Here is a 21939-nt window from a genome sequence, read left to right as displayed (position 1 = left end):
GTCGCACAGGAGTACATCGCATGACCACGATTTCCAACGACCAGATCGGTAGCTTCATCGGCCGCGCCTCGATGCACAACGACAATGGTGTCCGCAAGAGCGGCGGTGCCAGTTCCTCGAGCTGGTACGAAGCAATGTCGCGCGCCTGGGGCCAGACGCTCGACCAGCAGGCCACCAAGATCACCAATCTTTCCGACGTCATCGGCCAGGGTGGCGACCAGCCGTCCAATGTGGTCCAGCTGACCGCCGAGAGCCTGCGGATGCAGTTCCTGTCCAACAACGCCTCGACCTCGCAGAACAGCGTCGGCCAGGCGCTCGAGACGCTGGGTCGCAAGCAGTAAGCGACGTTCGTCCCTCCAGACACGCGCAAGGAGAACAACATGGTCGACGCAATCCAGGCCGCGGGGCTCGAAGCCGCGGCACAGGGGGCATCGGGAGGCGGCGCCAACCAGCCGGTCGCCGCTGCGTACGAAGTGGGTCAGTTCGCCCAGGCGATGGACCGGGCGGGCGCGAGTTCCGCCGCGTCCGCCAATGCCACGCAGGACGTGGCGAGCACGGGTGCGACGGAGCCGTCCGATGGTGTCCGCATGCTGATGTCGGCAATGGACAACCTCAACGGTGGGGCCTCGAGCATCCAGGATCTCGCCAAGACGATGACCCAGAACACCGGCGAGCTGACGCCGGGCCAGGTCATCGAAATGACGATGAAGTCCCATCACTTCCTGTTCCAGTGCGAAATGACCTCGAATGTCGCCAACCGGACGTCCGATGGCATCCAGCAGCTGTTCCGCCAGCAGTCCTGATCACGAGGTGACCGGCATGCGCCTTTCCCCTATGAGCGTCTCCAAACGATGGCCTGCGTGGATGGGCATGCTGCTGGCGTGCCTGCTGCTCGCCGGCTGTGGCGGCACCGCGCTCTACAGCTCGGTCGACGAGCGTCAGGCCAACGAGATGATGGGCGCGCTCATCGGCTCGGGCGTGCAGGCGCAGAAGAAGCCGTCGGCGAGCAAGGTCGGCTGGGACGTGTTCGTCGCGGAAAGCGATATCCCGCAGGCGATGAGCATCCTCGGTGCACGCGGTTTGCCGCGGCAGAACTACCAGAACCTCGGCGACATCTTCAAGAAGGAAGGCTTCGCGTCGTCGGCCACCGACGAACGCGGCCGGTATCTGCATGCCCTGCAGCAGGAAATCACCCAGACGCTGACGATGCTGCCCGGCGTCGCGCAGGCGCGCGTGCACCTCGCATTGCCGGAGCGCGATCCGCTGGGCGGCTCGACCGGCAAGACCTCGGCCGCGGTGTGGATCTTCGAACAGCCCGGCGCGAACGTGCGTGACCGCGAGGCCGACATCAAGATCGTGGTCAAGGATGGTGTCGAGGGCTTGACCGACATCAACCAGGTGTCGGTGAAGTTCGTCTCGATGCCGGCGCCGCCGGAGGCCACCGCGTCGACCGGGACGGCGATGGCGCTGTCGGCGGTGAGTCCGATGGCGATCGTCATCGCGGCCATCGTGGTGGCCCTGCTCGCAGTCGCGTTCGCATTCGCGGGCCGTCTGAAGTCGCGCAAGCCGGCAACGGCCGAGAAGGCCGCACCGGCACGCTGGCAGGGCTGATCCATGTCGCTGGAGGCGTTGCTCGCCGAGGTCGATCCTCGCTGGCACGGCGCCGGCGATGACGGCATCGACGCAGCCCTGCTGCAGCGTGCCCGGACCAGCCGGCTCGGGCGCCGTCTGCTCGCCGGCGCACTGGCGGAAGGCCCCGCGACGCATCTGCTGGCGCCATCGCCGGAGGGCTTCGCTGCGCTGGTGGCGCGCTGGAATGCTCCGCGCATCCGCGCGCTGCATCGTGACCTCGGCGTGCTGGCCTACGCACCGGCGATCCGCGCGGAGGTCGGTCGCGACGCGGTCAAGCGGCTGAAGACCGTGCTCGCGAGCAGCTATCTGCTCGCGCTCGATCGCAGCGTCTGGGACGCCAAGGTGGACCCGGCGCTGCAATCGCGACTTGCCGCAACGCTGGCCGATACGCTGGCGGCCGACGATGCCTTCGGCCCTCGGCTGTTCGAGGTGCTCGAACTGCAGGGGCGCGCCGAACTCCAGGCATGGGCGCGCCAGCGCGAACCCGCGCTCGCGGATTGGGCGCAATTGCTGTATCCGCCGCACGACCTGCCCACCCCGCACCTGCCGGAAAAGCCGCTGTTGGTCGTCCATACCCATCACCAGAATCGTGCCGTGGCCGCCTGAGCCACGTCCGACGGAGCCCGCATGCCGACACCCGACGCTACGTCCGCCGCTCCGAACCGTCGCGTCGCGTCACGCGCGGCCGCCGTCTTCGAACGTCGCCAGTTCCAGCGCGGTGTCTCCGCACCGATCATCCGCGCAGTCGAATGGCAGTCGATCGATGAGCTCGATACATTGCTCGCGCGGGTCAATGCGCTGTACGACGAGGCCGAGGCGGAGATCCGGAAGGCACGCGAGCAAGGTTACGCGGACGGATTCGCCGAAGGCCTGGAGCGCGTGAAGCAGCAGATGACCGAGCAGCTCGCCTCGCTCAACGAGCGGCGTGCGCGCGTGCTGGGCGATGCGGTGGGTCGCATCGGTGATCTCGCCTGCGCGATCGTCGCCCGCATCGCGCCGAGCTTCGATGCCTCGCAGGTGGTGCCGGCGCTGGTCATGCGCGCCGTCGAGTCCGCGCAGGCCGAACAGTTCCTGATGATCCGCGTGCATCCCGATGCGCGCGAGGGCGTGGAGCAGGGTCTGGGCGCAGTGCGCCAGGCGCACCCGGGCGTGGGCGTGATCGAACTGGTCGACGACGAAAGTCTCGATCCGCTGAGCTGCGTGGTCGTCTCGGAAGCGGGCGAAGTCCGCGCGGGCGTGAGCCAGCAGATCGAAGCGATTCGCGCGGCACTGGCGCAGGCCAGCACGGCGGCGAGTGCATGACGGCCGGCCCCGCCCTGACCCTGCTCGACCCCGGCGCCAGCGTCGCGGCGCCCGATCCGCTGCTGCACGCGCTCGGGCAGGTGCAGACGATCGAGCGCGTGGGTCGCGTCAGCGAGGCTTACGGCACGCTGATCCGTGCCACCGGCCTGCGCGCGGCGATCGGCGAACTCTGCTATCTGCGCAATCCCGGCGACGCGAACTTCGAACTCGCTGCCGAAGTCGTCGGCGTGTCGAAGCAGCTGACCCTGCTGACGCCGCTCGGTCCGCTCGATGGCATCGCCTCGACGACCGAGGTCTATGCGACCGGCAAACAGGCCTCGGTACCGGTCGGCGACGGGCTGCTCGGCCGCGTGCTCGATGCACACGGCGCGCCGATCGACGACAAGGGCTCGCTGGGCGCGACGACCGACGGCCCGATCTACGCCGCGTCGCCGAACCCGCTGTCGCGCACCCTGATCGAACGCCCGTTCTCGACCGGCGTGCGCGCGATCGATGCGACCATGACCGCAGGCGAGGGCCAGCGCATCGGCATCTTCGCCGTCGCCGGCGGCGGCAAGAGCACCCTGCTGGGCATGCTGGCGCGCGGCGGCGATGCCGACGTCAACGTGATCGTGCTGGTCGGCGAGCGCGGTCGCGAGGTCAACGAATTCATTCACGACAATCTCGGCGCCGAAGGCCTGGCGAAGTCGGTCGTCGTCGTCGCGACTTCCGACCGGCCGGCGCTCGAACGCAGCCGCGCGGCGTGGGTCGGGACCGCGATTGCCGAGTATTTCCGCGACCAGGGCAAGCGTGTGCTGCTGCTGGTGGACTCGGTCACGCGTTTCGCGCGCGCGCTGCGCGACGTGGGCCTGGCGATCGGCGAGCCGCCGGCACGGCGCGGCTTTCCGCCGTCGGTCTTCAGCGAGATGCCCAAGCTGTTCGAGCGCGCGGGCAACAACGACAAGGGATCGATCACCGCGTTCTACACCGTGCTGGCCGAAGACGAGGACGGTGGCGACCCGATCGTGGAGGAAGTGCGTTCGATCCTCGATGGCCACATCGTGCTCTCGCGCAAACTCGCGGCCGCGTACCACTACCCGGCGATCGACGTGCTCACCAGCCTGAGCCGCACGATGCCGCGCGTGGTCGACAAGGCGCATCTGCGCGCGGCGGGCCAGCTGCGCAAGTACCTCGCCAAGCACCAGGACATCGAGCTGTTGTTGCAGCTGGGCGAATACAAGCGAGGCACCGACGCCGACGCCGACATCGCCATCGAGAAGATCGGCCCGATCCGCACCCTGCTGCAGCAGTCCGAGCACGAACTGGTACCCTTCGACGCGTCGGCCGGCGCCCTGCGGAAGCTGTTCGGATGAAGCGCTATCCGCTGCAGACGCTGCTCCAGTTGCGCGAGCACCGCACCGAGGCGGCGCGCATGGTCGTGCTGGAGAAGCAGCGCGTGCTGCAGCAGTGCATCGATGCCTGCACGCGGGTGCAGACGGAGCTGACCGGACTCGAGCGCGACCGCAGCGACCACCGCGTGCGGCTGCTCGATCCACCGCCGCCGGGCGTGCCCTGGCCCGCGGCGATGACGCAGCGCGAGGCGCACATCGATCTGCTCGGCGAGCAGATCGTCGGCGCGCAGCAGCGTCTGTCGAAGGCGCAGGAGGCAGTGCGCCAGGCCGAAACGGTCCTGCAGGACGCGCGTGACGCCTTCTTCCGGGCGAAAGGTCGACAGGATGCGCTCGAGAAGCGCCGCGACCTGTGGAAGCGCGAGCAGCGTGGGCAGTTCGAGCGACAGGAAGAAGCGGTCAACGAAGACCTGATCCAGGCGCGCTACATGGCGCGGCAGTAGGACACGAGGAGACGACGATGAGCGTACAGCGCAACGATTCCGCATCCCGTCCGCCGGACCAGACCGCGCGCAACCGCGAGGTCGACCGACAGGCCAAGGCCGACGCCAAGGACGCACCACCGCGTGAGCGTGTGGACCAGTTCCGCTCGATGATGCAGCAAGCGCGTGGCGATCTGGCCGGACTGCAGGAAGAGGGCAGCGCAGCAGGTGTGCTGCAGGGCGAAGGCGGGCTGCAGGAAGGCGAGATGGCCGAAGCGGCCAGCCAGCAGGAAGCCTTCAAGGCACGCCAGTCGCTGAGCGACGTCGTCGATGCACGCACCTTCCGGCAGCAGCACGACCCGGGTTTCGGCGCCCAGTCACAGGGCATGGAGTCGGCGGCGATGCTGCAGGCGCAGATGGCCCTGCGCGACGGTGCGCCCTCGGCGTCTCCGGCGGCAGCGGCATCGAACGCCGGCCATCTGTTCGACATGATGGAAAAGCATGTCCGTCAGATGGCCGTGCACGACGCGCGCGATCCGGGCGGCGACGGACAGGTGCTGCTGCGCATGGCCGATGCCACGCTGCCCGGCACCGACCTGCTGCTCAGCAAGAGCGCCGATGGTTGGGTGCTGCGGGCCGATAGCCGCTCGCGCGACAGCTTCGATGCGATCCGCGAAGCCGGACCCCAGCTGGCGAGGCGTTTCGCCGAGCAGAACCTGGGCACGCTGACGATCGACCCGCACTATCACGGCTGACCGGTCGACGCGGATCCGGTCGTTCGCGTCTGCTGCGCGCGGCGGGCGCGTCTACTCGGCTGCCGGTCGCCCGGCCTGCACGCCCATGCCCACGCGCCGCGGGCGCAGGCCCTGCCAGTTCTCCCTTGCGAGGCGGAACCGTCGCGCGGGATTGCCGAACTGCGCTCCCTTCGCGGTCTCTTCGAAACCCAGTCGCAGCAGCAGTGGCGGTACCGACCGATTGTCAGGCGCGCACTGCGCGATCAACGCCGGCAACTGCAGGGTGTCGAAGGCGTGCGCGCACAGGGCAGCGCCGCCCTCGATCGCGTAGCCCCGGCCCCAGGCCGAGGGCAGCAGCCGCACGCCGATTGCGATGTCCCCCGCGTCGCCGCTCGGCGTCAACGAGAACAGCCCGATGAATCGCCCAGCACGATCGCGCGTGTGCCACAGCCCCAGACCGGGACGCTCGCGGTAGAGCTTGTTTGCCCAGACCACCAGGCCCATCGCATCGTCGAGCGTGGCGATGGGATCGTCGAGCAGCATGCGCGTGACGCGCTCCTCGCGACCCAGCTGCAGCAGATCGATCACATGCCGGAATGCAAAACCGTGCAGTTGTATGCGACGTCCGCGTAGATGTTCGGCGGTCGGATAGTCGCGACCATCGACTGGCAGGTCGCTGCGCGAGAACACCGGCCCCGCGTGCGGTGGGACGATGGGGTTGGGAGGCGGCGGCGTCATATCCGTTTTATAGCGTGGGAACGGATGTCACACCGTCTTCGTGATCTAGGGCGGACCCTAGATGGGGTACGACCTAGCTGTCACGTCGATGAATCGAATGGACACTTGCTCTGCAGTCGCGCTGATGTGGTTCCCACAATCCGGCGCGCAGAGATTCAAGGGTTCGTTTTCATTTCAATCAAGAAGGAGTTCCATCATGTCCAGTGACGTCTTTTCCGGCATCGGCTCTCTGATCGGCACCGCGTTCGGCGGTCCGCTCGGCAGCATCATCGGCAACCTGCTCGGCGATCTCGTCGGCCAGCTGTTCGACTCGGCGTTGAGTGGCCTGTTCGATGGCCTGGGCCTGCCGCAGTCGGCGCAGGATGCCGTCAGTGAAGGGTTCAAGGGTGGCTTCAACTTCAGCTTCAACCTCGGCGGCAAGTAAGCCATGCAGTACGACCAGCAGGCACAACGCCAGGCATGGATCGATGGTCTCGCCCAGCTGCGACAGCAGGGTGCGATCGATGCAAATGACGAGAACACCCTCATCCGGCATATGGATGCACGTCTGGAAGCGGTGCAGGAAGAACTCAAGGCCCTGGTGCCGGAGTACGAATCGCGCAGTGAACGTGACGGCAGGGATGCCGCAGATGCCTGGCTGGCTGAACGATCGCGCGAGATGGGCGAGCGTGAAGGTGCGGATGCGCGTCGGATGGTCGACTCGTTGACGTCGGTCCAGACGTCCGACGCCTGACTCTGCAGGACTGCTGGTACGTGCGAATGCCTGCGGCCCGTGCTGCAGGCATTCGTGTTTCCGGGGCGCTCTGTCGGAGCCTAGGGCCCGACCTAGATGCGGGACTGTCCCGGTGGCAGGATGATCCATACGAGCCCGCGAGGCCGTGGCGTGCGTCCACGGAAGCTTCATCCCCCGGCCCGCAGCCTCAACGATTCCATTCGCGTCGCGTACGCCCAGAGCGGACGGGCCGCCTCAATCCACAGCAAGGAGTTCGAGCGCATGTCATCCGCATCCAACCCGTCCAACGACTTCAAGGCGCTGCGCGCGTCGTTGCTCGAGCGTTTCGAATCGGAGCTGCGCGAGCAGCGTGACATCGACGCAGCCAGCCGGGAGAGCATGCTCGCGCAGATGGAGCAGGCGCTCGACAACATGTCGTCGCTGCAGGACCCGTCCGACGTCACCCAGATTCGAGCGAGTCTGGCGCAGACGCTCGGCGTGCTGCACTCGAGCGGCCTGGTCGATCAGGCCGGGAGCGAGGAAGTCGAGCAGGCGTTCGCCGAGAGCTATCGCGTGTTCGACAACCCGGGCGTCAAACGGGCCTTGGAATTCGCGCGCATCTCGCGTGAACAGGGCGAGGACGCCGCGCGCGCCTGGTTGGCCAGGCAGGACGGCAACGGACAACGAACTGCTGCCTGAGACGCGCTGACGCCGTTCCGCTTTTCTAGGGTACGCCCTAGTTGTCGAGGTCGGCCCTGGCGAGCAGCATCGACTCATCAGATCGAAATGGCGATGTACACCGGTTGCTGCAGTTGCATTGCGCGACGGGATCGTCACCCCGGATTCCATGTTTTTCCAAAACTTTGAAACCCAGGAGATAGTCCAATGAGCGTCAACTTCGAAGTGAATCTGCAGATTGCCCAGGCCGGCCTCGACAGCATCAGCGGCGAGGGCAAGGGCGGCAAGGGTGAAAGCTGGCTGGTGGCCATCGCCAAGGCGATGGGCAGCATCCTCGGTGAGAAGGCCCAGAAGCTCAACGACCTCAGCGAAAAGCTCAATGGTTTGACGGGCAAGGACGACGCGCAGGAGTTCAGCGCCACCCAGACCGAGTTCCAGGCCGAGTCGCAGATGTTCAACATGCTGTCCAACACCATTTCGACGGCCATCAAGTCGATCGGTGAAGGTTTGGCCGCGAACGCCCGCAAGCAGTAATCACGCGTCGCGTTTCGGAAGGGCAGGTGCATTGCACCTGCCCTTCTTCGTTTTCGTAATTCGATACCCGGTGGAGACATCACGTTTACGCCATGCGGGTGACGCTCGCGGGCAGGTCGGCAAGGAGATCCGGATCATGGGATACGCAAAGACGGCAAAGGCGGAGAGCGGGGCATGGCACCAGCTGCGGGCCCGACGCGGCGCGCTCTTCGCGCTCATGATGCTGCCGGCCGCGATGGCGGGTGCCCAGTACGATCCTGGCGCCACGCTGGATCTGGGCATGGGATACGGCCAGAACGCGCTGTCGCAGTCGGCAATGCGCAACATGGACAAGGATTCCCGGGACAACGATTCACGCGACGAAGCCGATTACGCCGGTAGCGGCATGACGCGCGAGGCTCGGCTGGATGTTCTGCGCAAGGAATACGCGCGCCGTGTCGCGGCCGATGGTGCCGCGAGCGCGAATGCCTGGGCCACCGAGATGGGGCGTCGTGACGCCCAGGCCGAGCGCAACTGAATGCGCTGGCATTTTCAGATCGGGCTGCTTCTGCTGGTCGGTGGCGGTGCAATCGGCGGCTGTTCCGGTCAGCCGACCGACACGGCCGCTGCCGATGGGTCTGCCCTTGCCACCGATCCGAAGCAGCTGGACGGGGACTTCCTGCGGGCGTACCGGGCGGGATTCTCGAACCCGCAACAGGAGAGCCCGGACGCACATTCTTCGTCGCCGCAGCCCGACGCGGGTGCTTCCGCGGTGGATCGCGATTTCGTCGCCGGTTACAGCCAGCTCACCGCCCTGCGGATTTCCGATGTCGCACAGTTCGTGGGTTCTGGTGAGGCCGACGCATTGCTGCGGAGCCGATACCGGGACGAAGGGTTGAGTCCCGACGCGCTTCTGTCGGCGAATGTGCTCTTGTTCGTCGCGTCCTGGGAGGCGTACGCCGGAACCCGCGCTTCGCCCGAGCAGGTCCGCGGCCTGCGCGAACAGATGGACGCGCTGTGGACGAAGAGCGCGGCATTCGAACGTTCGGCCGAAGGACAACGCCAGAGGCGCCTTTACGAACTTCTGGCCGCGGTGCTGATGCGTGAGAGCGCGCGCGTGTCCCGGTCGACGGATGCGGCTGAGATCGCATCGTTCCGCGAAACGGTACGCGATGACTTTCTGCGTCAATCGAACAACGATCTGGCGCGCTACGACCTGACGAAAGACGGCTTCGTCGAACGCTGATTCGCCGTTCGCTGCGCTCGGGCGCAGATTGGCTTATCAACCGGATACAAGGAGTTTCCTCATGGCAAATCCCAATCGCGCCGCATTGCGCGGCTCATGGCTCGTTCGAGCACTCGCACTGCTGACGCTATGCGTCGTCTTCAGTTCGGTCAGTGCCGCTGACGGCGACGCTGCCGTGCAACGGGCGCTGCAGCAGGCCGTCTCCCGGGCCGCGCCGTCCGATGTGGAGGCGGCCGCCGTCCGTGCTCTGTCGTTCCGCCGCGATCCCGCCGTCAGTGCGCGTGTGCAGCAGGAGACCATCCGCGCGTTCGGGCGCAATCCGCAACAGGTCGCCGACCTCGAGAAGGTCATCGGCTCGGGCGAGATGCTGCGCGAGTTCGACAAGATCCTGCGCCGCTACGGCTACGACCCGGCCAACCTCGGCGATGTGCTTGCCGCGCATCTGCTGATCTCGTGGGAGGTCGTCAACGATCGCGACTCGCGTCAGTCGCCCGCTGGCCAGCGCGCCGTGCGGCGCCAGTTGATTGGGCCGCTGGCCGCGGTTCCGGAAGTGGCCGCGATGAGCGATGCCGCCAAGCAGGCGCAGGCCGAGCGCACCGCGTATCTGACGATGGTGTCCGCGCTGACCTACCAGACGATGAAGCGCGAAGGCAATCGAGACGGGCTGCGCACGCTGGCGGCGGGCGTGCGTCAGGGCCTGCAGGGCAATGGCGTGGACCTGCAACGGGTGTCGCTGGGCGAAGGCGGGCTGGTCGCGCGCTGATCGCGTACAGGGTATGACACGAGGAGGGCGCCGCTGGGCGCCCTTCTCGTCTCTGCAGGTCGGGAACTTCAGCGGCGGATCGGATCTGGCGGCGGTCGCGGTGCGCGCGTGAGCTGTCGGCCCAGCCACCAGGCGCCGCCCGCAGCCAGAAGACCGGCGAATGCGAACTCGCCGGTCCAGCGACGCAGCGTCGGCGCCGCCGGCAACTCGCCGAAGCTCAGCAGGAAGGCCACCAGTACCAGTCCGAGGCTGCCGTAGGCCACGATCGCCAGCACCCAGAAGAGCCACTGGAACACCCGTTCGGCCTCGTGACGGCTGTCGTCGTGCGGCCGGACCAGATGCAGCCGCCCCTGCGCCATCGCCAGCATCCATTGCCCCATCTGCTGCGCGCCGACCTTCATGCGCTCGCGGCGACGCAGGCCGGGGCCGTCGGCGGTGTACGTGCCCGTGCCGGTCAGTTCCACCCGGACGGGGCCTCCGGCATCGAGCGCGGCAGTGCCGGTCACTGGCCCGCCGGGGGCCTGTGCCTGCGGGTTGCCGGCGATCTGTTGCGCGACGGGCGCCGGGGCGACCGTGGTCGCCATCGGCACCGCGGCGAGCAGCGTGGCGGCGACGGGCGCGGTGTTGAGCGCTGGCTGGCTCGGCAATGGCGCCTGCTGGGCGGGCACGGCGCGGTCGGCCGCGGGATTGCCCGTCGGCGCGAACGCAGCGTCGGCGCGTTGCGCGAGTGCCGGCGCCGCCTGTTGCGGCAGCGCGGCCTGTCCGGCCTGCTGCGGCAACGCCTGGGACTGCGGCGCCGTCGCCGGCGCCTGCTGCGCGGGCGAGGTCTGGCTGGGTGTGCTGGCCATCGTCGGCTGCGCGACCGCCGCCTGCTGCAGCGGCGCGGATTGCGGCGCCTGCAGGCCGGCAGCGAGTGGTGCCTGCGTGCCCGCCTGCGGCGTGACCGCGCCCGGCAGGACGGTCCTGACGACGTTGTTCGCCGTGGCGAGAACGTTGGACGCGACCCCGGTCGATGGGGGAAGCGAGGTCGTCGGGGCCGTCGGGGGTCCACCCGTTGTCGGGGACGGCGGATTCGGAACGTTGACCGGGACGGCCGCGCGCGGGTTCAACAGCGAAGACACGGTGTTGCCGACCGCGCCGAGCAGATTGTTGGCCGCGCCGAAAACGCCCCCGTTGCCCTGCATGCCGGCGCCGGGCGCAGCGCTGTTGGGCCCCAGGGGCAGCGGCGGCGGTGCGATCGAGCCGCCGCCCGGCAGCGGCAGCGCAGGTGGCCCGCCGCCAGCGCCCGCGTTGCCGGGGTGCCCGGCGTGGCCCGCGTGGCCATGATTCCCCGCGTTCCCTGCATTTCCGGCGCCGAGATTGGCGTTGGGGAACATGGACTGCGCCTGCTGCGACGGCATGGCCTGCATCGTCTGGCCGAAACCCGACCGCAGCGACTGCAGCAGCTGTCCGGGGGACGGCAGGCTCAGGCGGCTGGACGAGGACGAGAACAGTCCAAGTGGATCGGGGAATGACACCGTTTGCCTCCGGGGGCTGGATGGCAGTCGGGATGGCGGACGATCCGCTTCGATGACGGCTCGTCGAGGGTAGGCGTCGTGCCGCGACCGCACACCCTAGGGTCGACCCTAGATTGCGCGGTTCTGCGACCCAGGTCGCACCCAAAAAAAAGGAGACCCTGGGGTCTCCCTTCAAACCGGCGAAGCCGGAGGACAGTGGTGTGGCCGGCGCAGGCTAACCCGGGCGCACACCTGATGCAACACTTGAAATAATGTGATTCAAGTGATTGATATCATTAATCAGCGAGGTGGAGCGCCTGACGTTTCGCTGCGCGGCGTGCGTCTTCGGGCTGGGCCCAGTCGTTGTTGAACTGGGCCGGTTCCCAGCCGCCATAGCTGGGGTTGGCGAGCATCCACCAGCGCTCGCCGAACCAGTCGCCGTACTGTTCGAGCAGTGCGCCACGGGCGTCGGGGGTATTGGCGACGATGTCGACGAAGTCGCCCAGCTGGTCGCCGAACTGCATCAGGACGCGGTAATCGCGGCCGGCCAGACGCCGGCGGCAGGTCTTCTCGGTGCCGTGCTGTTCGCAGTTCTCCACGAACGTGCCCAAGCCCAGGAACACGCTTTCGTCCTTCACCGGCAGGCCTTCGGCGCGCAGGTTCTCGATGGTCGCGTCCTGCAGGTGTTGCGCGCGGTTGGAGAGGTAGATGATCGTGACGCCCTTGGCCTCGGCAGCTTTCGCGAACTCGAGCACGCCCGGCACCGGCTTGGCCTTCTTCTCGGCCACCCACTGCGCCCAGGTGACTTCGTCGTAGGCCAAGCCGTTCTGCACCAGCCGCGCCTGGTAGGGCGAGTTGTCGAGCACGGTCTCGTCGATATCCATGATCACCGCCGGCGGCAGCGCCGTGGCGTCGCCGATCAGTTCGCGCTCCTCGGGGACCAGTGCGTCCCAGTTCTTCTCGGCGAGGGCGGCGTCGAGATGGTCGGCCGCAGCGCGGAAGAGCGACAGGCTGTTGGCCTTGTATTCCTCCGAACGCTGGATCCACAGCACCGCGTTGAGGTTGTCGCTGGGGTCGGATGCGGCGGGCGTCTGCGATGCGGCCGGCGCAGCCGGAGCCTCGGCGCTGGCAGGGGCTTCGGGCGGCGTCGTGGGCTTGCAGGCCGCGAGCAGCAGGGCGCTCGCGAGCAGGGACAGGGCAGGTGCGGTCAGTCGCATGTCGGGTCCGGGGTCAACGTGTGAACACGCGAGTTTAACGGGCCGTTCCGCGCCGGACATGACAGGCGGGCGTGCGGGCGGCATCCTGTCGCCCCGTTTTCGAGACCGGAGCACAGCACGATGGACGATCCGAACCGCTGGCCGCGGCTCACACCGGTCGAAGCGCGCGTGCTGGGCTGCCTGGTCGAGAAGCAGGCCACCACGCCCGACGTCTACCCGCTGACCGTCAATGCCGCGCAATCGGCCGCCAACCAGAAGACCGCGCGCGAGCCGGTGATGTCGGTCTCGTTCGGCGATGTGCAGCATGCGCTGCGCCAGCTGGAGACGCATCGCTTCGCGCGGCAGTCGTTCTCCTCGCGTGCCGAGCGCCACGAGCACCTGCTCGGCACCGCACTCGACGTGCCCCAGCCGCAGGTCGTGCTGCTGGCGTTGCTGATGCTGCGCGGCGCGCAGACGGTCGGCGAGCTGGTGACGCGCAGCGAGCGCCTGCACGCGTTCGCCGATGCCGAGGACGCGCGTCACCACCTGGAGCGTCTGGCGGGCAAGGCGCTGGTCGTGCGGATTCCCCCGTCGGCGGGCCGTCGCGAAGACCGGTACGCGCATCTGCTGTGCGGGCCGGTGGACGTCGACGCGATCGCCGCGTCTGCGGCCGGCGGGCGCGAGTCGGCGGGCGACGCCGCGTGGGTCGCGCGCGTCGAAGCGCTGGAGGCCGAAGTGGCCGCGTTGCGCGAGGCGCTGGACGCACTGGCGGCCCGTCTACCGGGCTGAGCCGACGTGCGGGGCGCGCACGTACCCCACGCGCGATGGCTCAGCTGTCCAGCAGGGCCCTGATCGCCGCGAACCCGTGATCGGCACGCTCGCGCTTGCGCGCCGCGTCGGCGACGGGGTCGGCGCCGTCGCGCTGGATCTCCGCCGCCGGCAGTTCGTCGAAGAACCGGCTCGGCGTCAGGCGCAGCTTCTGCCCCCAGCGCTGGGTCTCGCGCGGATGGCTGAGCCACAGCTGCTCCTTCGCGCGGGTGATCCCCACGTAGAGCAGCCGCCGCTCCTCGTCGATGCGCCCCTCGTCGATGCTCGACTCGTGCGGCAGCGTGCTGTCGTCCATGCCGATGATGAAGACGTAGCGGAACTCCAACCCCTTGGCCGCGTGCATGCTCATCAGCCGCACCTGATTGCCCGGCTCGCTCTTGTCGGCGTGGCTCAGCAATGCGAGCTGCGACGCCAGTTCGCCGGGCGCCGTGCCGCGTGCACCTTCGAACCAGTCGGCCAGTTCGTTGAGGTTGCCGCAGCGGATGCGGAACAGCTCCTCGCTCTTGCACTGCGACTTGAGCATCGCGATCAGCCCCGATCGCTCGTTGAGGGTGCGCACCAGCTCACCCGGCGCCATCTGCCGCGCGTCGTTGCGCAGGCCGTGCACGATGTCGCCGAACTCGCTCAGCGCATTCGCCGCGCGCGGCGGCAGCTGCTTGAGCAGGCCCATCGATTCGATCGCCTGCGACATCGGCACTTCGGCTTCGCGTGCCAGTTCCGACAGGCGCGCCAGCGAAGTCTGGCCGACGCCGCGCGCCGGTGACTGCACCGCGCGCAGGAACGCCGAGTCGTCCTCGGGATTGGCCAGCACGCGCAGCCAGGACATCGCGTCCTTGACCTCGCCGCGGTCGAGAAACGCGGTGCCGCCACTCAGGTGATACGGCACGCGCAGCAGTTGCAGCGCCTTTTCCAGCGGGCGCGACAGATGGTTGCTGCGGAACAGGATGCAGAACTCGCTCCATTCCACATTGCGCGAGGACTGCAGGAACTGGATCTCCCCGGCGACCTTTTCCGCCTCGTGACCGCTGTCGCGGCATTCCCAGATGCGGATGCGCTCACCATCGGCCTGCGCGCTCCACAACGTCTTGGGATGCTCGTGCGGATTGTTGGCGATCAGCGCATTGGCCGCACGCAGCACGCGGTTGCTGCAGCGGTAGTTCTGCTCCAGCTTGACGATGCGCAGGGTGGGGTAGTCGGTCCCGAGCGCGGTCAGGTTCTCGGGGTTCGCACCACGCCAGGCGTAGATGCTCTGGTCGTCGTCGCCCACGCAGGTGAAGTTGCCCTTCGGGCCGGCGATCGCCTTGAGCAGGCGGTACTGCGCATCGTTGGTGTCCTGGCACTCGTCGACCAGCAGATAGCCGATGCGTTCGCGCCAGGCGTTGCGGGCGTCCTCGTCGGATTCGAGCAGCTGCACCGGCAGGCGGATCAGATCGTCGAAATCGACCGCGTTGAACGCAGTCAGGCGTTCCTGGTAGCGCGCGTACAACGCGGCGGCCTCGAACTCGCGCGCGCTGATCGCGACGTCGTGCGCCTGCGCCGGCGACAGACCGGCGTTCTTCGCTTTCGACACCAGTCCCTGCAGCAGCTGGATCATGTCCGGCTTGACGCCCGGCAGCAGATCCTTGATCTGGGAGGCCGCATCATCGGCATCGAAGATCGAGAAGCCGCGCCGCAGCCCGAGCTTGGCGTGATCGATCTGCAGCATCTTCAGACCGAGCGCATGGAAGGTGCAGATCGTCAGCCCGTCCGCCGCATCGCCACGCAGTCGCTTGGCAATGCGCTCGCGCATTTCCTTGGCCGACTTGTTGGTGAAGGTGATCGCCGCGATCCGCTTGGCCGGATAGCGCCCCGACTGGATCAGGTGCGCGATCTTCTCGACGATCACGCGCGTCTTGCCGCTGCCCGCACCGGCGAGCACCAGCAGCGGGCCTTCGATATGGCCCAGGGCGGCAGCTTGTTGGGGGTTGAGACCGTGCATCGTCGGAAGCGGCGTTCAGCGACCGCCATTGTACCGGCCGGGACCCGCCGGCCCGGCGCTAGAATTCCCCGATGGCCAAGCTGTACTTCTACTACTCGGCGATGAACGCCGGAAAGACCACGACGCTGCTGCAGAGCGCGCACAACTACCGCGAGCGCGGGATGCGGGTGGCGATCCTGACACCGCGACTCGACCATCGGGCCGGGGTGGGGCGCGTCGCGTCGCGCATCGGCTTGTCGGCCGATGCGATCGCGTTCGGCGGCAGCGACGATCTGCTGGCCTGCATCCGCGGGCTGGTCGAGGGCGAGGGTGGCCTGCATTGCGTGCTGGTCGACGAGGCGCAGTTCCTGTCGCGGGCGCAGGTGTGGCAGCTGTCGGAAGTCGTCGACGCGCTGCGCATTCCAGTGCTCTGCTACGGGCTGCGCACCGATTTCCGTGGCGATCTGTTCGAGGGCAGCCAGCACCTGCTGGCGTGGGCGGACGAGCTCAGCGAGATCAAGACGATCTGCCACACCGGCAAGAAGGCGACGATGACCGTGCGCGTCGACGACAACGGCTACGCCGTGCAGGACGGGCCACAGGTCGAGATCGGCGGCAACGAGCGCTACGTGTCGGTGAGTCGCGCGGAGTTCAAGCGCATCGCGCGTGGCGAGGGTCGCATCGAGCCGGTGCAGCCGCCGCTGCCGCTGGGTTGATCGCCCGGACGTTCTAGCGTTGCGCCAGCAGCGCGCCGCAGCGCTGCTGCGCGGCATCGACTTCGCGGCGGATCGCGCCGCCTTCGGGCAAGGCCTCGCGCAGTTGCGCGGCCAGCGCCGTCAGCTCGGCGCGTGCACGCGTGGCGCCTGCGCCGTCACAGCGGGCCGCGGCGGCGTGGGCACGGGCCAGCCAGGCGATCTTGCGCAGCTCCCCGTCGTCGGGCGGGATGCGGGCCAGCCGATCGAGTGCCACCAGCGCCTGCGCATCGCCGCCGTCGGCGCCGATGCGATCGCGCGACAGCGCGGCGCGCAGGGCGTTGGGATGGTCCGGGCCGTAGGCGTCGCGCGTCAGTTGTGCGGCCTGCTGCAGATGCGCAGTCCCGCTGCCGGGGGCCAGCGCGTGCTCCACTTCGCCGAGCATGCGCAGCGTGTCGCCGATCAGCCCGTGTCGAGGTCCGTAGCGCGTGCGGCGCAGGGCCAGCGCCTCTTCCAGCAACGGCCGCGCCTCGGCATCGCGGCCTGTGGCGTGCAGCACCATCGCGTAGTTGAACAGGCCGTCGGCGAGCATGCTCGACGGGCTGGTCTGTCGCCAGATGTCGACCGTGCGCGCGAGCTCCGTCAGCGCCGCGGTTTCGTCGCCGCGTTCCCAGGCCACGATGCCCATGCTGTTGTGGATGCGCGCGACGTCGGGATGCCGCGGGCCGAGGCGCGCGACGGTCCAGCCCAGGGCGTCTCGGAATTCGGCATCGGCTTCGGCGAAGCGGCCCTGGTCGACGTGCAGCGCGGCGAGCTGGCGCCGCGCATCCAGCGTCATGGGATGCCGGGCGCCGTGCAGTTCGAGCGCGAGCGCCAGGGCGTCACGGCAGCTCTGCTCGGCGATCCGCGTGCGACCTTCGACGCGGAGCAGCGCGCACCGGGTGCGAAGCAGTTCGATCGCGAGCGGATGGCGCGCATCGAGGCGTGCGTGCAGGCGTTGCAGCGCGGCATCCGTGCCGGCGAGGGCCTGCGGGATCCGGCCGGCCGCGCTGTGCAGCGAGGCAAGGTCGGCCATGCTCTCGACCGTGCCGGCTTCGTCGGGCACCGGGCCGTCGCGTCGCAGCACCAGCGCGCGCTTGAACAGCAGGCCGGCCGCTTCGAGCTCGCCGACGTCGCGGCGCGCGCGGCCCAGTTGCGTGTACAGCTCGGCGGCCAGGCGCGGCAATACCTGTTCGCGCTGCAGCGCCAGGGGCTGCAGCGGTTGCATCCAGTCGATCGCGTCGTGTTGCCGGCCGAGCAGCCGCAGCGTGCGTCCGTGATCGCTGGCCGACTGCAGACGCAGGCTGGCCGGTGGATTGTCGAGCGCGCGCAGGATCAGCGACTGGCGCTCGAGCAGGGCCAGCGCCGGCTCGTAGTCGCCCAGCCCCAGGCGCAGGCGTGCGATCACGCCGTAGAGTTCGGCGCGGGCGGCTGGCTGGTAGGCCAGTTCCGCATCGCCGCGTTGCACGCCGGCATCGAGCAGCTGCCGCACGTCCAGCGGCGCGCCACCGACGGAGGTGCCGGCCTGCTCGAACAGGCTCACCACGAAGTCCTGCATCGCCTGCGCGCGTGCCGATTCCTCGATCGCCTGGTTCGCCTGCCACGTCACCGCGACCATCGACGCCACCAGGGTCAGCGCCACACCCGCCGCGCTGGACACGGCCCAGCGATGCCGCCGCAGATACTTGGCGACGCGATACCCCAGATGCTGCGGCCGCGCGAGGATCGGCTTGCCCTCGCTCCAGCGGCGCAGGTCAAGCGCCAGCGCTTCGACCGAGGGATAGCGATGCGCCGGCAGCTTGGCGAGCGCGCGCAGCACGATGGTGTCGAGGTCGCCGGCAATCGCGCGCGCCATGCGCCGCCGCTGCACGGGGTCGAGCCCGTCGTCCTGCGCGCGTTGCAGGGCCAGCGACGGGCGCGGTGGATCGGTATCGAGAATCGCCTGTTCCCACTGCGCGTCGCTGGGATGGGACGGCTGGTAGGGCTTGCGGCCTGCAAGCAGCTCGTACAGCACCACGCCCAGCGAATAGACATCGGTGAGCGTGGTCACTGGCTCGCCGCGGATCTGCTCGGGCGCGGCGTAGTGCAGGGTGAAGGTGCGCACGCCGGTGCGGGTCTGCTCGGGCGCGTGGCCGGCGGTATCGAGCAGTTTGGCGATGCCGAAATCGAGCAGGCGGATGTCGTCGAGCGTGGTGACCAGGATGTTCGACGGCTTGAGATCGCGATGCACGATCAGATTGGTGTGCGCGTGGCTGACCGCATCGCAGACCTGCAGGAACAGCCGCACGCGTTCGGACACGCCCGGCCGGTGTCGGCGGCACCAGTCGGTGACCGGTTCGCCGTCGATGTAGTCGAGCGCGAGATAGGGCTGCTGGTCGGCGCTGATGCCCGCGTCGAGCAGGCGCGCGATGTGCGGATGTTCGAGCCGCGCGAGGATCTGGCGCTCGCGGGTGAAGCGCAGGCGCAGGCCCGGGTCGGCGAGCCCCGGACGCAGCAGCTTCAGTGCGACCCGACGCTCGTACAGTCCGTCCGCGCGGCGCGCCAGCCAGACCTGGCCCATGCCGCCTTCGCCGAGCAGCCGTTCCAGTGCGTAGGGGCCGACATGGTGGCCCGGCAGCACGCCGCCGAGCGTGGACACGATCGGCTCGGCGAGGAAATCGTCGCGGTCGGCCTCCAGCGCCAGCAGCGCTTCGAGTTCATCGGCGAGTGCCGGGTCCTCGCGTCGATGGGCTGCGAGTGCGGCGGCGCGTGCTTCGGCGTCCAGTTCGAGCAGGGCGTCGAGGGCCGGAGACAGCCGCTGCCAGCGCGCGCCGTCCATCGCGGTGACTCAGTCTTCCCGCAAGGACGCCAGCAGGTACATCCGCGCCTTCTGCCAGTCGCGTCGGATGCTGCGTTCGGAACGGTCCAGCAGCGCGGCGATCTCCAGCTCGGACAGGCCGGCGAAGTAACGCAGCTCCACGACCTGCGCCAGTTTCGTGTCGACCGCGGCCAACCGCGTCAGCGCGATGTCCAGCGCCAGTGTGTCCTCGTCGAGCTTGAGGCCGCTCTCGATGTTCTCCGGCAGCTCGGTCACGCGGTGCAGGTCACCGCCGCGTTTCTGCGCCAGACGCTGGCGCGCGTAGTCGACGACCACGCTGCGCATGGCCGAGGCGGCATAGGCGAAGAAATGGGCGCGATCGTCGAACTGTGCCTCGTGGCGGCCGATCAATTTGAGATAGGCCTCGTGCACCAGTGCGGTCGCATCGAGCGTCTGCCCGTGCTGGCCGGCGAGCTGGCGCCGTGCCATCTGGTGGAGCTCCTGGTAGAGCGTGGCGAGCACCCGATCGAGCGCGTCGCGATCGCCGCCGCGCGCAGCGTCCAGCCACTGGGTGATCTCGGCCCCTTCGGTCATGCCACCGCCCTCGATCCGCGCGGCGACTATAGCGCTTATCCGGCGCGCGGGCGGAGGCGGCTCAGCGCTGGCAGCGCGGGCACCAGACTGTCGCGCGCTGGCCCACCGACGCCTGCCGGAGCGCGGTCCCGCAGGCCGGGCAGGGCTGGCCGCCACGGCCGTAGGCCGAGAGTTCCTGTTCGAAGTAGCCCGGCGCGCCGTCGGGGCTGATGAAGTCGCGCAAGGTCGTGCCGCCCCGGCCGATCGCATAGGCCAGGATCCGCTTCACTTCGTCGGCCAGCCGGGCGTAGCGCGCGCGGGAGACGCGGCCCGCCTCGCGCAGCGGCGAGATGCCGGCGGCGAACAGCGCCTCGGCGGCGTAGATGTTGCCCACCCCGACGACGGTGCGCTGGTCCATCAGGAAGGTCTTGATCGGCGCCCGTCGCCCGCGACTGGCGAAGAACAGATGGTCGCCGTCGAAGGCGTCGTCGAGCGGCTCGGGGCCCAGATCGCGCAGCAGGTCGTGGGTCGTGCCCGGTGCCTGCCACAGCAGGCAGCCGAACCGGCGCGGATCGTTGAACCGCAACACCTGTCCTGAATCGAGCGTCATGTCGACGTGGTCGTGCGCACGCACCGGCACGTCCGGCGCCAGCACGCGCAGGCTGCCGGACATGCCCAGATGCAGCAGCGCGCTGCCGGCGTCGGTGTCGAGCAGCAGATACTTCGCGCGGCGCCGGATCGCCTCGATGCGACGGCCGGGCAGCAGGTCGGGCACTTCGGCCGGAATCGGCCAGCGCAGGTCGGGCCGGCGCAGCAGCACGTGGTGGATCGTGCGGCCGAGCACGTGCGGCGCCAGTCCGGCGCGGGTGGTCTCGACTTCGGGCAGTTCGGGCATGCGCTCTAGATCGGGCGTCGCCGCGCGGATTCAATCCGTGCGGCTGAACGCCGGTCGCGGCGTCGTCCTTCGATCAGCCGTTCCAACCGGGCAGACGCTTGCCGATCGCAGGCAGATCGATCGTCACGTACTTCGGCAACCCGTCGCGGCCGTAGGGCGGCGGTGCCTCGCCCCGGATCAGCGGTTCCAGATACCGGCGCGCGGCCGCGGTGATGCCGAAGCCGTCACGACGGATGAAGCCGGCGGGCATGGTCTTCTCGTGGTTGGCCACACGCTCCAGCGGCGCGGCCTCGATCGTCCAGCGATACGGCGCGTCGGACATGCGCCTGATCGTGGGCATCGTCGCGTTGTGGCCGGCGAGGGCGAACTGCACCGCCGCGCGGCCGACGGCCATCGCCTGGTCGACATCGGTCTTCGAGGCGACGTGCCGCGCCGAGCGCTGCAGATAGTCGGGCAGCGTCCAGTGGACCTTGTAGCCCAGCGTGTCCTTGACCCGGCCGGCCAGATGCGAGGCCACGCCGCCGAGCTGCGTGTGCCCGAACGCGTCCTGGCCGCCGCCGGCATCGGCAACGAAGCGCCCGTCCTTGTCGCGGATGCCTTCGCTGGCCACGACGACGCACCAACCCACGCGTTCGACGACGCGCTTGACCTGCGCAAGGAACGCGGCCTCGTCGTAGTCGCGCTCGGGGAACAGGATGATCTGCGGCGCGTCGTCCGGACCCTGCCCGGCGAGCCCCGCGGCGGCGGCCAGCCAGCCCGCATGGCGGCCCATGGCCTCGTAGACGAAGACCTTGGTCGAGGTGTCGGCCATCGCCGCGACATCGAGTGCCGCTTCGCGCACCGACACCGCGGTGTATTTCGCCGCCGAGCCGAAACCCGGGCAGCAGTCGGTCACTGCCAGATCGTTGTCGATGGTCTTGGGCACGCCGATGCAGGTCAGCGGGTAGTCGAACTCCTGTGCCAGCTGCGAGACCTTGAGCGCGGTGTCGGCCGAATCGTTGCCGCCGTTGTAGAGGAACCAGCGCACGTCGTGCGCGCGCAGCACCTCGATCAGGCGTTCGTACTTCGCGCGGTCGGCCTCGACCGACTTGAGCTTGTAGCGGCACGAGCCGAACGCCCCGCCCGGCGTGTGCGCGAGCGCGCGCACCGTCGCCAGCGGAATCTTCGACGCGTCGACCAGATCCTCGCGCAGCGCGCCGAGGATGCCGTTGCGCGCCGCGAGCACCTTGACGCGCCGGCTGCGCGCCTCCTGCAGCACCGCCGAGGCGGTGGCGTTGATGACGGCGGTGACGCCGCCGGACTGGGCGTAGAGCAGGGTGCCGGAGGCCATGACGCGTG

At 68.8% G+C, this 21939-nt stretch carries 25 protein-coding genes; 17 read left to right on the top strand and 8 right to left on the bottom strand.

Features of this window, described 5'->3' with window-relative positions:
* The first annotated feature begins 20 nt into the window (after positions 1 to 20).
* From E2F49_RS15435 to E2F49_RS15400, 8 genes are read left to right on the top strand one after another with little or no spacing between them, the layout of a single operon-like run.
* Positions 21 to 341, top strand: coding sequence for a hypothetical protein (locus E2F49_RS15435; protein WP_133394721.1), 321 nt, complete (start codon positions 21 to 23; stop codon positions 339 to 341).
* A gap of 39 nt (positions 342 to 380) precedes the next feature.
* Positions 381 to 803: a hypothetical protein gene (locus tag E2F49_RS15430; protein ID WP_055250285.1), complete on the top strand. Its 423-nt coding sequence runs from the start codon at positions 381 to 383 to the stop codon at positions 801 to 803.
* Positions 804 to 819: 16 nt separating this feature from the next.
* Positions 820 to 1611: an EscJ/YscJ/HrcJ family type III secretion inner membrane ring protein gene (locus E2F49_RS15425; RefSeq protein ID WP_165971263.1), complete on the top strand. Its 792-nt coding sequence runs from the start codon at positions 820 to 822 to the stop codon at positions 1609 to 1611.
* 18 nt (positions 1612 to 1629) lie between these two features.
* Positions 1630 to 2238 (top strand): hypothetical protein, encoded by a 609-nt coding sequence (locus E2F49_RS15420; RefSeq protein WP_133394719.1) that lies wholly within the window; start codon positions 1630 to 1632, stop codon positions 2236 to 2238.
* 21 nt (positions 2239 to 2259) lie between these two features.
* Positions 2260 to 2934, top strand: a complete 675-nt coding sequence (locus tag E2F49_RS15415; protein WP_133394718.1) for a FliH/SctL family protein — start codon at positions 2260 to 2262, stop codon at positions 2932 to 2934.
* The gene (locus E2F49_RS15410) at positions 2931 to 4286 is read left to right on the top strand and encodes a FliI/YscN family ATPase (protein ID WP_133394717.1); all 1356 of its coding nucleotides are present in this window, start codon (positions 2931 to 2933) and stop codon (positions 4284 to 4286) included. The genes E2F49_RS15415 and E2F49_RS15410 overlap by 4 nt, the downstream gene beginning before the upstream one ends.
* Positions 4283 to 4765, top strand: a complete 483-nt coding sequence (locus E2F49_RS15405; RefSeq protein ID WP_133394716.1) for a hypothetical protein — start codon at positions 4283 to 4285, stop codon at positions 4763 to 4765. Before E2F49_RS15410 ends, E2F49_RS15405 begins: the two co-directional genes overlap by 4 nt.
* A 17-nt stretch (positions 4766 to 4782) precedes the next feature.
* On the top strand, positions 4783 to 5499 hold the full coding sequence (locus E2F49_RS15400) for a hypothetical protein (RefSeq protein ID WP_133394715.1): 717 nt from the start codon (positions 4783 to 4785) through the stop codon (positions 5497 to 5499).
* 51 nt (positions 5500 to 5550) lie between these two features.
* On the opposite strand, the gene E2F49_RS15395 is transcribed toward E2F49_RS15400, so the two are convergent.
* A complete protein-coding gene (locus E2F49_RS15395) occupies positions 5551 to 6216 on the bottom strand; it encodes a GNAT family N-acetyltransferase (protein WP_133394714.1) in 666 nt (221 codons plus the stop codon).
* 196 nt (positions 6217 to 6412) lie between these two features.
* Between E2F49_RS15395 and E2F49_RS15390 the strand changes: the two genes are divergently transcribed.
* From E2F49_RS15390 to E2F49_RS15360, 7 genes are all read left to right on the top strand, one after another.
* The gene (locus E2F49_RS15390; RefSeq protein WP_133394713.1) at positions 6413 to 6640 is read left to right on the top strand and encodes a hypothetical protein; all 228 of its coding nucleotides are present in this window, start codon (positions 6413 to 6415) and stop codon (positions 6638 to 6640) included.
* A 3-nt stretch (positions 6641 to 6643) separates the two neighbouring features.
* Entirely contained in the window at positions 6644 to 6949 is a 306-nt protein-coding gene (locus tag E2F49_RS15385) for a hypothetical protein (RefSeq protein ID WP_133394712.1), read from the top strand.
* A gap of 120 nt (positions 6950 to 7069) precedes the next feature.
* Positions 7070 to 7627, top strand: coding sequence for a hypothetical protein (locus E2F49_RS15380; RefSeq protein WP_165971262.1), 558 nt, complete (start codon positions 7070 to 7072; stop codon positions 7625 to 7627).
* Positions 7628 to 7813: 186 nt separating this feature from the next.
* Positions 7814 to 8140, top strand: coding sequence for a hypothetical protein (locus tag E2F49_RS15375; protein ID WP_133394710.1), 327 nt, complete (start codon positions 7814 to 7816; stop codon positions 8138 to 8140).
* Between the two features lie 31 nt (positions 8141 to 8171).
* Positions 8172 to 8657, top strand: coding sequence for a hypothetical protein (locus E2F49_RS15370; protein WP_133394709.1), 486 nt, complete (start codon positions 8172 to 8174; stop codon positions 8655 to 8657).
* A complete protein-coding gene (locus E2F49_RS15365; protein ID WP_133394708.1) occupies positions 8658 to 9365 on the top strand; it encodes a hypothetical protein in 708 nt (235 codons plus the stop codon).
* A gap of 61 nt (positions 9366 to 9426) precedes the next feature.
* A complete protein-coding gene (locus E2F49_RS15360; RefSeq protein WP_133394707.1) occupies positions 9427 to 10128 on the top strand; it encodes a DUF6683 family protein in 702 nt (233 codons plus the stop codon).
* A gap of 68 nt (positions 10129 to 10196) precedes the next feature.
* On the opposite strand, the gene E2F49_RS15355 is transcribed toward E2F49_RS15360, so the two are convergent.
* Together E2F49_RS15355 and E2F49_RS15350 are read right to left on the bottom strand one after the other, a co-directional pair.
* The gene (locus tag E2F49_RS15355) at positions 10197 to 11645 is read right to left on the bottom strand and encodes a hypothetical protein (protein WP_133394706.1); all 1449 of its coding nucleotides are present in this window, start codon (positions 11643 to 11645) and stop codon (positions 10197 to 10199) included.
* Positions 11646 to 11920: 275 nt separating this feature from the next.
* Entirely contained in the window at positions 11921 to 12841 is a 921-nt protein-coding gene (locus E2F49_RS15350) for a 5'-nucleotidase, lipoprotein e(P4) family (RefSeq protein ID WP_133394705.1), read from the bottom strand.
* Positions 12842 to 12961: 120 nt separating this feature from the next.
* Between E2F49_RS15350 and E2F49_RS15345 the strand changes: the two genes are divergently transcribed.
* The gene (locus E2F49_RS15345; RefSeq protein WP_133394704.1) at positions 12962 to 13609 is read left to right on the top strand and encodes a YceH family protein; all 648 of its coding nucleotides are present in this window, start codon (positions 12962 to 12964) and stop codon (positions 13607 to 13609) included.
* Between the two features lie 40 nt (positions 13610 to 13649).
* Here the strand turns inward: E2F49_RS15345 and E2F49_RS15340 are convergent, their stop codons facing one another.
* Complete coding sequence (locus E2F49_RS15340) at positions 13650 to 15626, bottom strand: UvrD-helicase domain-containing protein (RefSeq protein WP_133394703.1); 1977 nt, start codon at positions 15624 to 15626, stop codon at positions 13650 to 13652.
* 71 nt (positions 15627 to 15697) lie between these two features.
* Between E2F49_RS15340 and E2F49_RS15335 the strand changes: the two genes are divergently transcribed.
* The gene (locus tag E2F49_RS15335) at positions 15698 to 16321 is read left to right on the top strand and encodes a thymidine kinase (RefSeq protein WP_055250245.1); all 624 of its coding nucleotides are present in this window, start codon (positions 15698 to 15700) and stop codon (positions 16319 to 16321) included.
* Between the two features lie 13 nt (positions 16322 to 16334).
* Here the strand turns inward: E2F49_RS15335 and E2F49_RS15330 are convergent, their stop codons facing one another.
* The 4 genes from E2F49_RS15330 to E2F49_RS15315 form a co-directional block, all read right to left on the bottom strand.
* Positions 16335 to 19154: a serine/threonine-protein kinase gene (locus tag E2F49_RS15330; RefSeq protein ID WP_133394702.1), complete on the bottom strand. Its 2820-nt coding sequence runs from the start codon at positions 19152 to 19154 to the stop codon at positions 16335 to 16337.
* Between the two features lie 9 nt (positions 19155 to 19163).
* Positions 19164 to 19727 (bottom strand): ECF-type sigma factor, encoded by a 564-nt coding sequence (locus E2F49_RS15325; RefSeq protein WP_133394701.1) that lies wholly within the window; start codon positions 19725 to 19727, stop codon positions 19164 to 19166.
* A gap of 61 nt (positions 19728 to 19788) precedes the next feature.
* Positions 19789 to 20601: a bifunctional DNA-formamidopyrimidine glycosylase/DNA-(apurinic or apyrimidinic site) lyase gene (gene mutM / locus E2F49_RS15320; protein WP_133394700.1), complete on the bottom strand. Its 813-nt coding sequence runs from the start codon at positions 20599 to 20601 to the stop codon at positions 19789 to 19791.
* Between the two features lie 73 nt (positions 20602 to 20674).
* Complete coding sequence (locus E2F49_RS15315) at positions 20675 to 21931, bottom strand: 6-phosphofructokinase (RefSeq protein WP_133394699.1); 1257 nt, start codon at positions 21929 to 21931, stop codon at positions 20675 to 20677.
* Positions 21932 to 21939 lie beyond the last annotated feature (8 nt).

It is taken from the genome of Luteimonas terrae (genome assembly GCF_004358165.1).
GTDB lineage: Bacteria > Pseudomonadota > Gammaproteobacteria > Xanthomonadales > Xanthomonadaceae > Luteimonas > Luteimonas terrae.
Note: the sequence above shows the minus strand (reverse complement) of the source record. Positions and strands in the feature narration are given on the sequence as shown.